The sequence below is a fragment of the Amycolatopsis sp. cmx-8-4 genome (assembly GCF_046548675.1).
Classification (GTDB): Bacteria; Actinomycetota; Actinomycetes; order Mycobacteriales; family Pseudonocardiaceae; genus Amycolatopsis.
Genome location: NZ_JAEBDZ010000001.1, coordinates 642,954 through 655,719 on the forward strand (window position 1 = coordinate 642,954; position 12,766 = coordinate 655,719).

Below are 12,766 nucleotides of genomic sequence, written 5' to 3' on the forward strand. Positions count from 1 at the left end.
TCAAGGCCACCTCCCGAACCTCCGGGAAGTGGCCTTGACGGCGGTTGGAGCTACTTCTTGTTGCGGATGGCGATCGGTACGCCGGCCAGGTCCTCTTCGTTGCACAGCAGCTTCACGTCGTAGTACGGCGAACCCTGGCGGTCGTCGTAGTCGAGGTGGATGGCCAGGACGTCGAGGGGCTCGCCCAGCCACTCCTGCGCCTGCCGTAGCCACTTGGAGCACCGCTCCAGGGCGGTGGGGAGATCGTCATCGCGGAACTCGACGGGGCGGTAGGGCACGTCCTGCACCTGATCGCGGGGGTTTGCCGGCGTCGGGAGGCCCGGCGCGAGACCCGAGTCGTCCAGTTCCAGTTGGATCGTTTCCTCAGTCACCCTTCGAGCGTCCCCCACGCGCGCCGTCTGAGCAAGGCGTACTCAGGTAAAACCGGCGCTAAACGGACAGCCCCCACTCTTTGGCGATGATTTCACGGCACCGTGCCAGGTTGCTCACGCCGGGCGCCGACGTGCAGCCCAGCGCCCGTGACGCCAGCTCCGCGTAGTGCTCGGCGAGCTGGTCCAGCGCGAGCGGGCCGCGCGGGGAATACCACCGCGCGACACCACTGCACATCTCCAGCAGCGCCAGCCGGGTCACCGCCGGGTGTTCGGTGTGGAACACCCCGGCCGCGACGCCTTCGTCGATGGCCGCGGCCCAAAGCCGCTCGTAACCGTCGCGCAGTGCCACGACCGGCTCGCGCGCCGCCGGGGACAGGACGTCGACTTCGTTGTCCACCACCCGGGTTTCCGCCGGGCCGACCGCGTGCGCGAGCACGTGCAGGGCCACCAGCGTGCGCAGCCGGTGCACCGGGTCGGGGCTGCCGGCGGTCGCTTCGCGGGCGGCGTCGAGGAGGCGGTTCAGCGCGGTGTGCATGATTTCCGCGAGCAGATCCTCCTTGGTGCCCATGTAGTGGTACAGGCTCGCCGACGAAAGCTCCGCCTCCTGGGCCAGGTCCCGGATGCCGGTGCCGTGGAAACCCTTGGTGGCGAACAGTTTCACGGCCGCCGCGCGCACCCGGTCGCGACTGCTCACAGCCATCTCTCCACCTTCGCGTCCCAGGCGCCGGCGCGCAGGTCGGCCACCTTCCGCAGCTCGCCCTTGGCGACGCGCTCCGACGGCGTCAGCGGCAGCTCGTCCGCGAACGCCCAGAACCGGGGAACCTTGAAGTAGGCCAGCTTTTCCGCGCAGAACGCCGTCAGCGCGGCCGGTTCGGGACGCTCGCCGTCGCACACGACGTACGCCTTGATCTCCTCGCCGCGCAGCTCGTCCGGCACCGCTATGACGGCCGCCACGCGCACCGCCGGGTGCAGCAGCAGCGCGCGTTCGACCTCGTCGGCGGAGACGTTCTCACCGCTGCGGCGGATCATGTCCTTCGTGCGGCCGACGTAGTAGACGCGGCCCGCGTCGTCCATCCGGGCCAGGTCGCCGGTGTGGAACCAGCCGTTCTCGAACGCCTTCGCGGTCGCCACCGCGTCCGCGTGGTAGCCGTGCATCAGGCCGATCCCGCGGATCAGCAGCTGCCCGGTTTCTCCGCGCGGCAACGGTTCCCCGCCGGGCCCGGCGATCATCACCTCGCGGTCGCGGCTCGGCCGGCCGATGCAGCCGGTGCCGACGGTCTCGTCGTGGTCGGCGGCGCCCACCCGGATGTCGCTGCCCGTCTCGGTCATCCCGAACGCCTCGAACCACGGCACGCCCCAGCGCCGCTCCAGCTCGGCGTGCAGGTCGAGCGGGATCGCGGACGCGTGGATCGCGCGGACCTTGTGGTCGCGATCGGCGTCGGCCGGTTCCTGGCGCAGCAGCAGCGCCGGCATCAGGCCCAGGCAGTAGAACCACGTGACGCCGTGCTCGCGGACCTTCGCCCAGAACGTGCTGGGGTGGAACCGGTCCAGCACCACGAGCGTGGCGCCGCCGGCCAGGCCCAGCGCGACGTTCCACTGTGGATCGATGTAGTGGAACGGCTGTGCGGTCAGGATGACGTCGTCCGCGCCGACGGCCGGGAAGTCGGTGGCGAGGCTGATCGCGAGGGTGGTCCAGTACCGGTTCGGCAGCACGCAGCCCTTGGGGGCGCCGGTCGTGCCCGAGGTGTACTGGAGGTTCACCGGCGTTTCCGGCACCGGCGTGAAGGCGGCACTTTCACGGGAAAGTGCCGTTTGGAGAGCGTCCGGGGTGACGACTTCGGCGAGGCTGGTTTCCGGGGCGATGCGCGTGAGCAGGTCCACGAACTCCTCGGCGGCGATCGCGAGCCGGGCGCCGGAGTGGCGGAGCACGTGGGCGCCGTCGAACTCGCGGTAGTTCGTGTTGATCGGCACCAGCAGCGCGCCGATCTTGGCCAGGCCGAGCCAGATCAGCGGGAACGCGGGCACGTTGCGCAGCATCACGGCGACCCGGTCGCCCGGGCCGACGCCGCGTTCGGTCAGCGCGGCGGCGATGCGCGAAGTTTCGGCGTCGACCTCGGCGAAGGTGAAGCGCTGGTCTCCTTGGTCGAAGATCCACGCCGTCCGTTCCGGCCACAGTTCGGCGGCCCGCGTGACGAGCTGGGCGAGCGTCCCGATCTCGGCCAGGGGCGTCACGTCCGGCTCCGGAAGGCCTCCGTGGACGCGGCGACCGCGGCCGAGTGCTCGGTGATCAGCGCGTGGCTGACTTCCAGCTCCAGCGCGGGCTCGACGTCGATCGGGGTGTCGAGGACGCGCTTCGCCATCGCGGCGGCGGCCGGTGGGTGCTCGGCGATCCGCTTCGCCCAGCTCCGCGCCTCGGACTGGAGCTGATCGGCGGGCACGGCCGTGTTGACCATGCCCAGCTCCGCCGCTTTCCGGCCGTCGAAGCGCTCGCCGAGCAGCAGCAGCTCCTTCGCCTTGAGCGGGCCGACGAGCAGCGGCAGCAGCCGCGACGCCGCGCCGGTGACGCTCAGGCCCAGCGAGACCTCGGGGAACGCGAACACCGCGTCCTCGGCCGCCAGGATCAGGTCGCAGCCGAGCGCGAACTCGGCGCCCGCGCCGATCGCGTAGCCGTGCACCGCGGCGATCACCGGCTGGCGTAGCGCGCGCAGCCGCCGCGTGACGTCCTGGAGCCGGTCCAGGCGCGCCCGCGAATCACCGTCAGGGGTGGGCTCCTTGAGGTCATGGCCGGCGCAGAAGGCCCGGCCGTTGCCGGACAGCACGACGACGCGCGCGTCACTGCGGGCGGCGGCGTCGAGGGCGGCGAGGAAGTCGTCGACCAGCACGGCGGCGACCGCGTTCAGCCGCTCGGGCCGGTTGAGCCGGATGTGCGCGATGCCGTCTTCGACGGCGAAGTCCACGGTGGGCATGAGGGCGATGCTAGACGTTCGATCGATCGATCGATAGCCTTCGAATGAAGCCGCGGCGCGAAGCGCCTCCGTTGAGGGTGGCGGTGGGGAGGAAGGCGGAGGATGCGGGTCGATGCGGTCTACGAGAACGCCCTGGTGTGGACGGGTACGGGCTTGACCAGCGCACTCGCTGTGCTGCACGGCCGGGTCGTCGCGCTGGGGGAGGACGCTCTCGGGGTGTCCGCGCGCCGCCGCGTCGACCTCGGCGGCGGGTTCGTCGTGCCAGGGTTCCACGACGCGCACAACCACATGGCCTGGTTCGGGATGGCCCTCGACGACGTCCCGCTCGGCGGCTGCCGCAGCGTCGAGGAGGTCTACGACGCCGTCGCCGCGCGGGCCGCGACGCTGCCGCCCGGCAGCTGGGTGATCGGGAGCGGGTACGACCAGAACAAGCTCGCCGGCGGGCACCCGGACCGGCGCGGCCTCGACCGCGCGGCGCCCGGGATGCTGGTCCGGCTCAAGCACACGTCCGGGCACATGACGGTGGTCAACTCGGCGGTGCTGGACCAGCTGGACCTGGCGCACGTTCCGGTCGGCGGCGACGTCGTGCACGCCGACGGCTCGCCGACCGGGCTGTTGCGCGAGCAGGCCCAGCTGCTGCTGCGGCCGCTGACCTACCCGACGCCGGTGGAGCAGGTCGTCCGGGGCCTCGACCGGGCGTCGGAGCGGTACCTCTCCGAGGGCATCACGAGCGTCCAGGAGGCCGGGATCGGCGGCGGGCTGGTCGGCGAGACACCCGCCGAACTGGCCGCTTACCAGGTCGCGCGCGACCGCGGCGTGCTGCGCGTGCGCAGCACGGTGATGGTCGCCGCGAGCGTGCTCCACGACCTGCCGGACGGCGCCGGGTTCGGGCTCGACCTCGGCCTGCGCACCGGCCTCGGCGACGAGTGGCTGCGCGTCGGCCCGATGAAGCTGTTCGCCGACGGTTCCCTGGTCGGACGCACCTGCGCGATGCACGAACCGTTCGACGGCGAGCCCGAAAACCGCGGCTACTTCCAGGTGCCCGAGGACGAGATCGCCCGCACGATCCGGAAGGCGCACGACGCCGGCTGGCAGATCGCGACGCACGCGATCGGCGACCGCGCGATCACCGTCGTCCTCGACGCGTACGAAGCCGCGTTGGCCGCTTCGCCACGCGCGGACCACCGGCACCGCATCGAGCACTGCGCCGTGCTTCAGCCCGCGGAGCTGACCCGGCTCGCCTCGCTCGGCCTGATCCCGTCACCACAGGGCCGGTTCGTCAACGAGCTCGGCGACGGGATGCGCGCCGCGCTCGGCGAGGCCCGCGTGCCGTGGTGCTACCGCCTGCGCAGCGTGCTCGACGCGGGCTGCGTGCTCCCGGCGTCGTCGGACCGCCCGGTGGTCGACGGCGCGCCCCTGCTCGCCCTGGCGGACATGGTGCGCCGGCGGACGGCATCCGGCGCGCCCTTCTCCCCGGAAGAGGCGCTGACGCCGGAGCAGGCGCTGCGCGCGTACACGTACGGCTCGGCCTACGCGAGTTTCGCCGAGCAGGACCTGGGCACGCTGGAGCCCGGGAAGCTCGCCGACTTCGCCGTGCTCTCCGGCTCGCCGCTGGACGAGTCCGCTTTGGACGACTTGAGCGTGCTGGCCACCGCCGTCGGCGGCGAACTGCGTTACCAGGCCTGATGTCTCACCCGCCTCCCACGAACTCGAGTGCCTCCTTCGCCAGGGCGGGCCACGGCTGCGGTGAGTCCGCCGCCAGGGCCAGCCATTCCTTCATCGGGGTGCCCTTGTTCGCGTCGAACCGGACGCCGTGCCCGCCCTCGACCAGCTCGTCCACCCGCGCTTTCGGCAGCTTCAGCACCAGCTGCCCGCGGACGAACATCACGAAGATCCGGCCGCCGACGCGCAGGGCGCCACGCCCGAACCCGCCGGTCGCGCCGGGTGGCGTGATGCCCGGTTGTCCGGTGAACTCGTCGACCAGGTCCTCGAACCGCTTTTCGGATGACGCCGCCTCGGGTGCCATCGACCACCTCCTTCGCGCTCGACCCTAACGACCACCACCGACAGAAACGGGAGGCGAAATGCCCGTCCGCGACGCCGTCGTCGAAGACATCGAGGAGATCTGCGCGCTCATCGAGGAGCACGCCGTCTACGAGGACAAGCACGACCTCAAGCTGGACCGCGCCGAGATGGGCGGTCACCTGTTCGGGCCGGCACCGAAGGCCTGGGTGCTGATCGCGACCCCGCCCGACGAGCCCGGCACGGTCGCCGGCTTCGCCTTCTGCAGCTGGAACTTCTCCACCTGGGAGGCCAAGCCGGGGATCTGGCTGGACGACCTGTTCGTGCGTCCCGCGCAGCGGCGCCACGGCCTCGGGGGCGCGCTGCTCGCCGAGCTGGCCGCCCGCACCGACGGGCGCGTCGAGTGGGACATGCAGGCGGGCAACGAGAAAGGCGAGGCGTTCTACGCCCAGCTCGGCGCGGAACCGGTCCCCGGCTGGATCCGCTACCGCTGGCGGCCGTGAGGCGCACGGCGAAAGTACGCGGCCCGTATCGTATGCGGCATGGGAGATGGTTCGGTCCGGAGATCCTCGTCGGTCGAGGACTACGTCCGGGTGATCTACGGCCTGGTCGAGCGCGGTGAGCCCGTCACCAACACCTCGCTCGCCGGCCGGCTCGAGGTCAGCCCGTCCTCGGCGTCGGGGATGGTCACGAAGCTGTCCCAGCTCGGCCTGGTCACCCACGTGCCCTACCGCGGCATCGAGCTCACGGCCGACGGCCGGCTGCTCGCGCGGTCGGTGCTGCGCCGGCACCGGCTGATCGAGACGTACCTGGTCTCCGAGCTCGGCTACACCTGGGACGAGGTCCACGCGGAGGCCGACGCGCTGGAGCACGCGGTGTCGGACCGGCTGGTCGAGCGCATCGCGGCCAAGCTCGGCAACCCGGTCCGCGACCCGCACGGCGACCCGATCCCGGCCGCGGACGGCAGCGTTGAGGAGCTGTCGGTCCGCATCCTGGATGACCTGGAGCCGGGCGCGGTCGGCGAGATCGTCCGGGTCTGGGACACCGACCCGGAGCTGCTGCGCTACCTGACCGAACACGCGATCAACCTGGGCGAACGCATCGAGGTGGTGGAGCGCCAGCCGTTCGGCGGGCCGATGGTGGTCAAGGTCGGCTCCCCGCCGGAGGTGGCGACCCACGCGATCGGCAAGGAGATCGCGCAGGCCCTGTCGGTCACGCTGCGCTAGCCGACGTACGCCCGGGTGACGTCCTGGAGCGGATGTGGTGACACCGCCGCGCCGCCGATCATGGCGGCATGACCACTCCGTTCCGCTTCGGCATCGTCGCCGGTTATGCCCCTGACCTCGGTACCTGGACCGCTCAGGCGAGGCGGGCCGAGGCACTTGGCTTCGACACCCTGCTCGCCACCGATCCTGTCTCCGGGGGTGACCCGTTCGTGCTGCTCGGGGCCGCCGCCGCGGTCACCGAGCGGATCACCCTCGGTACCTTCGTGCTCGCCGATCCCTTCCGGGACGCGCGGGTGCTCGACTGGCAGGCGCAAACCCTCCACCAGCAGACCGGGGGCCGATTCGAGCTCGGGCTGGGCGCCGGGCGGCCCGGTGCCGACGCGCACGCCGCGGTGCTCGGGCGGGAGTTCGGCTCGCCGGGTGAGCGCGTCACACGGATGGCCGAAACGATCGCGCTCCTCAAGCGATCGATCGACCGGCCGCGGCTGCTGCTCGCCGCAAGTGCGCCGAAAATGCTGGCGCTCGCCGCGCAAGAAGCCGACATCGTCACCTTCTCGTGGGCGCCCACGACCACGGAAGACCAGGCCCAGTCCATTGTGGATCGATTCCGAACGCTCGCCGGGCCGCGGCTGCCGGAGATCGAGCTCGGGCTGAACCTGATCGCCGTCGGTGACGAGCCGTCCCAGCAGGTGGTCCGCTTCGCCGGGGTCGACCTCCCCGAGCTGGCGGCGATGGGTGCGGTCACCGTGCTGCCGTCGGATCCGGGCCGTGCCACGGAAAACCTCCGCCGGTGGCGGGAGCGGTGGGGGATTTCCTACGTCACGGTCAACTCCGGCCACATGGCACCCTTCGCCGCGATCGCGGACCACGTCAGGACTTCCGGGGCGTTCGCAGGTGGGTGAGTGGTCTTCCGATCTCGCCGAAGCAGGCCTACGCTCCAATTTTCGTATTCGGGAGTGCTTCGGAGCGATGTGATGACCGGTCAGCGAACACACACGATCGACCGGGGGGAACAGGCGGAACTCGACCGGCTGCTGGCCGTCGGGCCCTTCGCCGTGGCACTGCGGACGGCGATCCGGCATCGCGGCCTCGGCCTCGACCGGATCCGCTATCGCTTGCGCGGCAGGGGAACCACGGTCAGCCTGGCCACCCTCAGCCACTGGCAGTCCGGGCGGTGCCGGCCCGAGCGGGTGGAATCGTTGGAGGCGCTGAGAAACCTCGAGGACATTCTCAACGTGCCCGATGGTTCGCTCAGCAAACTGCTCGGGCCTCCGCGGCCGCGGACCCGCTTCCACCCGCAGCCGCCGCCGCTCAACTGAGCGGCGCCAACGGAAACCCGCTCACCTGAGCGGCTCGGTTAGGCTCGCGGCATGCGAGCAGTGGTGATGGCGGAGTTCGGCGTCCCGCCCCTGGTCCGGGACGTGCCGGAACCGGTCGCGCCGCCCGGCGGGGCCGTCATCGAGGTCGACGCCACCGGCGTGTGCCGCAGCGACTGGCACACGTGGCAGGGACATGACAGCGCGGTGACACTGCCGCACGTCGCCGGCCACGAGCTCGCCGGTCGCGTCGTCGCGCTCGGCGACGGCGTGCGCGGCTGGGCGCTCGGCGCGCGCGTCACCGTGCCGTTCGTCTGCGCCTGCGGCACGTGCGCCCAGTGCGCCCGCGGCGACCAGCAGATCTGCGACCGCGAGTTCCAGCCGGGCGCGACGCACTGGGGGTCGTTCGCCGAGCGCGTCGCGATCGGGCACGCCGAGGTGAACCTGGTGGCGCTGCCGGACTCGCTCGGCGCGGCCGAGGCGGCGGCGCTGGGCTGCCGGTTCGGCACGGCGTTCCGCGGGGTGCTGCGGCAGGGCCGGGTCACCGCCGGGCAGTGGGTGTCGGTGTACGGCTGCGGCGGCGTCGGGATCTCCGCCGTGCTGCTCGCCGTCGCGGCCGGGGCGAAGGTGGTCGCGGTCGACGTCTCGCCGGCCGCGCTCGAGCTGGCGGCGAAGTCGGGGGCGGCGCTGACGGTCGACGCGTCGGCGTTCGACGGCCACGAAGCCGTCGCCGCGCACGTGCGCGAGCTGACCGAAGGCGGCACGCACGTCTCGCTCGACTGCCTCGGCTCGCCGTCGACCTGCGCGGCGTCGGTGGGCAGCCTCCGCAAGCGGGGGCGGCACGTCCAGGCCGGGCTGATGCCGCCGGCGCAGGGCGTCGCGCCGATCCCGATGCACCGGGTCATCGGCGGCGAGCTGGAGCTGGTCGGGATCCACGGCCTGCAGGCCCACGAGTACCCGGAGCTGCTGCGCGTCGTCGAGACGTCGGGCATCGACCTGGCCGCGCTGATCGGCCGCCGGATCGGGCTCGACGACGTCCCGGCCGCGCTGGCCGAGATGAACGACCCGGTGCCGGCGCGAGCGGGCGTCACCGTGGTGACGTTCGGTGCGTGATCCACGGCACGTTGCCGGACGTCGGCGGCGGCAGTCGCTGGCACAATCGAAGTAGTGGACGCTCTTCTGCCGAGACCCCGCGCCGAACTGGCGCCGGGTGCGGTGCACCTGCCCGACTGGCTCGATTTCGACGCGCAGCGCGACCTCGTCGCCGCCTGCCGCGGCTGGCCCGGCTACCGCAACACCACCTACCCCAACGGCGGCGTGATGTCGGTCAAGACCGTCTGCCTCGGCTGGCACTGGTACCCGTACGGCTACTCGCGCACGACCGACGACGGCCGGCCGGTGCTGCCGTTCCCGGACTGGCTCGGCGACCTCGGCCGCCGCGCGCTGGCGGACGCGTACGGCGAACCGGCCGAGGGCTACGAGCCCGACACCGCCTTGGTCAACTTCTACGCCGCGAAGACGAAGATGGGGCAGCACCAGGACAAGGACGAGCAGAGCGCCGCCCCGGTGGTGTCGCTCAGCCTCGGCGACACGTGCGTCTTCCGCTTCGGCAACACGGAGTCGCGCAACAGGCCGTACACCGACGTCGAGCTGCACTCGGGCGACTTGTTCGTCTTCGGCGGGGCGTCCCGGTTCGCCTACCACGGCGTCCCGCGGACGTTGCCGGGCACGGCGGACCCCGCGCTCGGCCTGACCGGCCGGCTGAACATCACGCTGCGGGTGTCCGGGTTCAGCTAGCGCGAATACGTCCACTTTCGCAGTGACGCTGCCAGTTCAGTAGTCGAATTCTTCTGTCTTTCTGGGTAGCGACTCAATGAGGGAATACACTTCAGCGGAAGAAGTCCTGGAGGCATCAAGGTGCTGACCAGCAGGGTGCTGACCGGTAGTAGTCCAGGCTGCGGACCGTAGGCAGCAGCCTAAAACTGGACAAATAGTGGACATATACTGGACAGTAGCTGGGCATTGGCTGCGTATCGCCAGGCGATCGGCGAGTCTGGATCCTGCGATCTGTCTGTTGGTCTAGGCGGTCTCGCCGAGGGGGTCTCCGGTTGCAGCCGGTGACCCCCTCAAATCTGTCACTAGTTAACTACTCTCCGTAGATATCCTTCCCTTTTGCTGTTGCTTTGCGTAAGAATCACGGGGTTCGCGCGCTCGGGGCTGCAACTCCGGTCGCTGCTGGCGAACACGCCTGGACCGCAGAGTAGAAGGGATTGCATTCTAGTGTCACCGTTTCGCAGGGGAGAGCCCTGCACGCCGGATCCTGACTCGCCGGGCCTCGGTCGGCAGTCACGTCGGACGATCGTCATCGTTCTCGTCCTCACGATCCAGACCTTCATCGGGTTCTTGATCACTCGTGGCTACACGTTGGAGGCGGCAGTCGCCGCGTCTACCGCGACCTGTGTGCTCGCGAACCAGCTTGGACTGGGCGGGCTCCGGCCTCGTTGGATTGCTTGATCGCGGCCGTGCGGAAGCAATCTCCGGTTGTTCCGGCTAAAGGTTCCAGCGGAGCAAGCTTCCGTGCGGCCCACTCCTCTGTGCGTGTCAAAGCCGTGGAGGTGGTCGGCGAGCTGAAGATTCTCCGCAAGGGGAGGGGAATTTTCACCACACCGCTGGGGGAACGGGTCGGGCCGGCGCTGCGTGAGATATGCGGCATTTTCGAAGATGACGACCAGGCCGTGCTGCAGCGTAAACTGTCCGGCCGATTGGTGCCGCTGGTCGAGGCGCTGCCGGAGGACCTGAAGATCGTCCTGCTCGCCGCGTTCGCGCTGCACGAGAGCGCCCGCAAGCCCTTCTACCAGGAACGGGTGCGGTGGGCGGCGACCACGCTGCAGCGTGACGACCGGACGGTGCGCCGGCGTATCGACGAAGGCATCGAACAGATCGCGGCAATGGCGGTCAAGGTGGCCGAGCCGGATCCCGGGCCGCGGTATCCGAGCCGCAGTTGGCACACCGAAGAACTGCGGGTCGCGCTGACGTTGGGCGACCCGTCGGCCGAGGCGTTCGAATTCCGGCGGGTGGTCGCGGATGCCGACGAAATCACCGAGCTGGATCTGGCGTTGACGCTGAGCGCGGCCGCGAAGTCGGGCGAATCCGTGCACGAGTCGGATCTGGAAGTGGACGTCTTCCACGGTGGTGTGCTGACCAGCCGGGCGATGGAGTCGAGCGACCGGATCGGGCTGGCGTTGCGGTTGCCGGAACCGTTGCGGCGCGGGGAGCAGCACGAAATCGCGTTGCGGTTCCGGGCGAGCATCCGGGAACCGCACTACGTGTGCGTGCCGCGGCACCCGTGCGATCTGTTCGACCTGCACGTCAAGTTCGGCGCCCGGGTGCCGGAGCACATCGTCCTCCTGGAAAAGGCTTTCCAGGAGGACGCACGCGACACGGCGCCGCGAGGAACGACGCTTAAGGCTGACGACTCCGGCGAGGTGCACGTCCGGTTTCGGCATCTGGCACCCGGCTTCGCCTATGGGATCAGGTGGAGCCCGAGTGGCGCGTACGGGGTTCAAACGCACTGATTGTCGTTCGTGTCCGGCTGAACATCACACTGCGGGTTCTAGGCGGTCTCCGTCTCCGGGACCATGACCAGCCGGACGGCCAGCGCGCGGGCCCCTTCGGGGTGCTCGCCCGGCGCGGTGACGTACTTCCAGATCAGGTTCTGGTACTCCTCGACGAACGACGCGATCTGGTCCTTCGTCAGGCGCAGTCCGGAGCGGTGGATCTGGTTCCAGCCCTCGGCACTGTCGTACCCCGCGTACGCCCGCGTGACCAGGCCGATGTCGTGGCTCATCTTGAGCGCGCCCAGCTTCGACGCGGCTTCGCGCTCGTCGGGCGTCATCTCCAGGCCGGGTGGCGTGAAGATGTCCTTCGACAGCGCCTTCCACCAGCGCTCACGGCCGGTGGAGCGCTCCTCGATCTCCGCGATCAGGTCCAGGTCGGCGAGCTTGCGGAGGTGGTAGCTGGTCGTCCCGGTGCTTTCGCCGAGGGCCTTCGCGACGCTCGTCGAGTTCGCTTCGCCGTGTTCGCCCAGGTAGGACAGGATGTCGCGGCGCACGGGGTTGGCGAGGGCCTTGGAGAAGGCCTTGAGATCCGCGCCGGTGAGGACCCGCCGCTCGGGACGTTCGACCATGCCTGGAGCGTACTACAGAGACTGTTTGCAAAGAATCTCTGCATTCGGCTACCTTGGGTTCCAGGGGTACGAGACTTCGGGGGTTTCGATGCGGAAGATCTTCTGGGCGGCGGGATTGTGCCTGCTGCCGTGGATCGCGGTACTGGGGATGACCCTGCCGGACGTCTATCCGGCGCAGCACTGGAGCCTGGCGTGGACGGGCTTCGACGCGGCGGAGGCGCTCGGCCTGCTCGCGACGGCCTGGCTGCTCGGCCGCGGCGACCCGCGGATGCCGTTCGCCGCGATCGGCACGGCCACGCTGCTGCTGACCGACGCCTGGTTCGACGTCGTCACGGCCGGCGACGACGTCGTGTTCTCGCTGCTCATGGCCGGGTTGGAGGTGCCGCTGGCGCTGGCGTGCCTGTTGGTGGCGGTGCCGCGCCCGGCGGTCCCGGCGCATGTCTGAGCTGAGCCCGCGGCTGCGCGACGAGATCGACGACCAGGTCGCGGAGGCCTTCGACGCCTACCTGGCGGAGTCCGGCCTGGCGCGGCGACGGCGGCGGGCCTGGCCGGTGCTGGTCGCGATGGCTCTGGGGGTCATCGCGACCGGCCTGGCCCCGGGCGCGGCCTGGGCGATCTGGTTCGCGGTCGCGGTCACGGCCTGGGTGGTCTGCCGCAGCTTGTCGTGAGTGTTTAGGGC

At 70.5% G+C, this 12,766-nt stretch carries 16 protein-coding genes; 10 read left to right on the forward strand and 6 right to left on the reverse strand.

Features of this window, described 5'->3' with window-relative positions; genetic code table 11:
* Positions 1 to 50 precede the first annotated feature (50 nt).
* Genes ACLJQZ_RS03165 through ACLJQZ_RS03180 form a run of 4 tightly spaced genes read right to left on the reverse strand, consistent with a single transcriptional unit; the run spans position 51 to position 3,337 of the window.
* A complete protein-coding gene (locus tag ACLJQZ_RS03165) occupies positions 51 to 371 on the reverse strand; it encodes a hypothetical protein (RefSeq protein WP_247058300.1) in 321 nt (106 codons plus the stop codon).
* A 58-nt stretch (positions 372 to 429) separates the two neighbouring features.
* The gene (locus ACLJQZ_RS03170) at positions 430 to 1,065 is read right to left on the reverse strand and encodes a TetR/AcrR family transcriptional regulator (RefSeq protein ID WP_328448452.1); all 636 of its coding nucleotides are present in this window, start codon (positions 1,063 to 1,065) and stop codon (positions 430 to 432) included.
* Positions 1,062 to 2,603, reverse strand: coding sequence for an ATP-dependent acyl-CoA ligase (locus ACLJQZ_RS03175; protein WP_410618449.1), 1,542 nt, complete (start codon positions 2,601 to 2,603; stop codon positions 1,062 to 1,064). The genes ACLJQZ_RS03170 and ACLJQZ_RS03175 overlap by 4 nt, the downstream gene beginning before the upstream one ends.
* Positions 2,600 to 3,337 carry an enoyl-CoA hydratase/isomerase family protein gene (locus tag ACLJQZ_RS03180; RefSeq protein ID WP_410618450.1) on the reverse strand — a complete coding sequence of 246 codons (738 nt, stop codon included), beginning with the start codon at positions 3,335 to 3,337 and terminating at the stop codon, positions 2,600 to 2,602. Before ACLJQZ_RS03180 ends, ACLJQZ_RS03175 begins: the two co-directional genes overlap by 4 nt.
* 102 nt (positions 3,338 to 3,439) lie before the next feature.
* Between ACLJQZ_RS03180 and ACLJQZ_RS03185 the strand changes: the two genes are divergently transcribed.
* Positions 3,440 to 5,023, forward strand: a complete 1,584-nt coding sequence (locus ACLJQZ_RS03185; RefSeq protein WP_410618451.1) for an amidohydrolase — start codon at positions 3,440 to 3,442, stop codon at positions 5,021 to 5,023.
* 4 nt (positions 5,024 to 5,027) lie between these two features.
* Here ACLJQZ_RS03185 and ACLJQZ_RS03190 read toward each other — a convergent pair whose 3' ends face one another.
* Entirely contained in the window at positions 5,028 to 5,363 is a 336-nt protein-coding gene (locus tag ACLJQZ_RS03190; protein ID WP_410618452.1) for a hypothetical protein, read from the reverse strand.
* 58 nt (positions 5,364 to 5,421) lie between these two features.
* On the opposite strand from ACLJQZ_RS03190, the gene ACLJQZ_RS03195 reads away from it, so the two are divergent.
* From ACLJQZ_RS03195 to ACLJQZ_RS03225, 7 genes are all read left to right on the forward strand, one after another.
* A complete protein-coding gene (locus ACLJQZ_RS03195) occupies positions 5,422 to 5,862 on the forward strand; it encodes a GNAT family N-acetyltransferase (protein ID WP_410618453.1) in 441 nt (146 codons plus the stop codon).
* A gap of 39 nt (positions 5,863 to 5,901) precedes the next feature.
* A complete protein-coding gene (locus ACLJQZ_RS03200) occupies positions 5,902 to 6,585 on the forward strand; it encodes a metal-dependent transcriptional regulator (protein ID WP_247058286.1) in 684 nt (227 codons plus the stop codon).
* A gap of 68 nt (positions 6,586 to 6,653) precedes the next feature.
* Complete coding sequence (locus ACLJQZ_RS03205) at positions 6,654 to 7,487, forward strand: LLM class flavin-dependent oxidoreductase (protein WP_410618454.1); 834 nt, start codon at positions 6,654 to 6,656, stop codon at positions 7,485 to 7,487.
* 72 nt (positions 7,488 to 7,559) lie between these two features.
* The gene (locus ACLJQZ_RS03210) at positions 7,560 to 7,904 is read left to right on the forward strand and encodes a transcriptional regulator (protein WP_326944623.1); all 345 of its coding nucleotides are present in this window, start codon (positions 7,560 to 7,562) and stop codon (positions 7,902 to 7,904) included.
* A gap of 51 nt (positions 7,905 to 7,955) precedes the next feature.
* Positions 7,956 to 9,014: a zinc-binding dehydrogenase gene (locus ACLJQZ_RS03215; RefSeq protein WP_410618455.1), complete on the forward strand. Its 1,059-nt coding sequence runs from the start codon at positions 7,956 to 7,958 to the stop codon at positions 9,012 to 9,014.
* A gap of 54 nt (positions 9,015 to 9,068) precedes the next feature.
* Positions 9,069 to 9,698, forward strand: coding sequence for an alpha-ketoglutarate-dependent dioxygenase AlkB family protein (locus tag ACLJQZ_RS03220; RefSeq protein ID WP_410618456.1), 630 nt, complete (start codon positions 9,069 to 9,071; stop codon positions 9,696 to 9,698).
* An 818-nt stretch (positions 9,699 to 10,516) separates the two neighbouring features.
* Positions 10,517 to 11,476 carry a hypothetical protein gene (locus ACLJQZ_RS03225; protein ID WP_410618458.1) on the forward strand — a complete coding sequence of 320 codons (960 nt, stop codon included), beginning with the start codon at positions 10,517 to 10,519 and terminating at the stop codon, positions 11,474 to 11,476.
* A gap of 38 nt (positions 11,477 to 11,514) precedes the next feature.
* Here the strand turns inward: ACLJQZ_RS03225 and ACLJQZ_RS03230 are convergent, their stop codons facing one another.
* Positions 11,515 to 12,087, reverse strand: coding sequence for an ArsR/SmtB family transcription factor (locus tag ACLJQZ_RS03230; protein WP_410618459.1), 573 nt, complete (start codon positions 12,085 to 12,087; stop codon positions 11,515 to 11,517).
* 88 nt (positions 12,088 to 12,175) lie between these two features.
* On the opposite strand from ACLJQZ_RS03230, the gene ACLJQZ_RS03235 reads away from it, so the two are divergent.
* Together ACLJQZ_RS03235 and ACLJQZ_RS03240 are read left to right on the forward strand one after the other, a co-directional pair.
* Positions 12,176 to 12,532, forward strand: a complete 357-nt coding sequence (locus ACLJQZ_RS03235) for a hypothetical protein (protein ID WP_410618460.1) — start codon at positions 12,176 to 12,178, stop codon at positions 12,530 to 12,532.
* Positions 12,525 to 12,755: a hypothetical protein gene (locus tag ACLJQZ_RS03240; protein WP_410618461.1), complete on the forward strand. Its 231-nt coding sequence runs from the start codon at positions 12,525 to 12,527 to the stop codon at positions 12,753 to 12,755. Before ACLJQZ_RS03235 ends, ACLJQZ_RS03240 begins: the two co-directional genes overlap by 8 nt.
* Positions 12,756 to 12,766: the final 11 nt, after the last annotated feature.

Coding starts and splice junctions, on each gene's coding strand:
- ACLJQZ_RS03205 (WP_410618454.1), top strand. CDS start 6,654: ATGACCACTCCGTTCCGCTTCGGCATCGTCGCCGGTTATGCCCCTGAC.
- ACLJQZ_RS03190 (WP_410618452.1), bottom strand. CDS start 5,363: ATGGCACCCGAGGCGGCGTCATCCGAAAAGCGGTTCGAGGACCTGGTC.
- ACLJQZ_RS03215 (WP_410618455.1), top strand. CDS start 7,956: ATGCGAGCAGTGGTGATGGCGGAGTTCGGCGTCCCGCCCCTGGTCCGG.
- ACLJQZ_RS03230 (WP_410618459.1), bottom strand. CDS start 12,087: ATGGTCGAACGTCCCGAGCGGCGGGTCCTCACCGGCGCGGATCTCAAG.
- ACLJQZ_RS03235 (WP_410618460.1), top strand. CDS start 12,176: ATGCGGAAGATCTTCTGGGCGGCGGGATTGTGCCTGCTGCCGTGGATC.
- ACLJQZ_RS03210 (WP_326944623.1), top strand. CDS start 7,560: ATGACCGGTCAGCGAACACACACGATCGACCGGGGGGAACAGGCGGAA.
- ACLJQZ_RS03240 (WP_410618461.1), top strand. CDS start 12,525: ATGTCTGAGCTGAGCCCGCGGCTGCGCGACGAGATCGACGACCAGGTC.
- ACLJQZ_RS03185 (WP_410618451.1), top strand. CDS start 3,440: ATGCGGGTCGATGCGGTCTACGAGAACGCCCTGGTGTGGACGGGTACG.
- ACLJQZ_RS03200 (WP_247058286.1), top strand. CDS start 5,902: ATGGGAGATGGTTCGGTCCGGAGATCCTCGTCGGTCGAGGACTACGTC.
- ACLJQZ_RS03180 (WP_410618450.1), bottom strand. CDS start 3,337: ATGCCCACCGTGGACTTCGCCGTCGAAGACGGCATCGCGCACATCCGG.
- ACLJQZ_RS03195 (WP_410618453.1), top strand. CDS start 5,422: ATGCCCGTCCGCGACGCCGTCGTCGAAGACATCGAGGAGATCTGCGCG.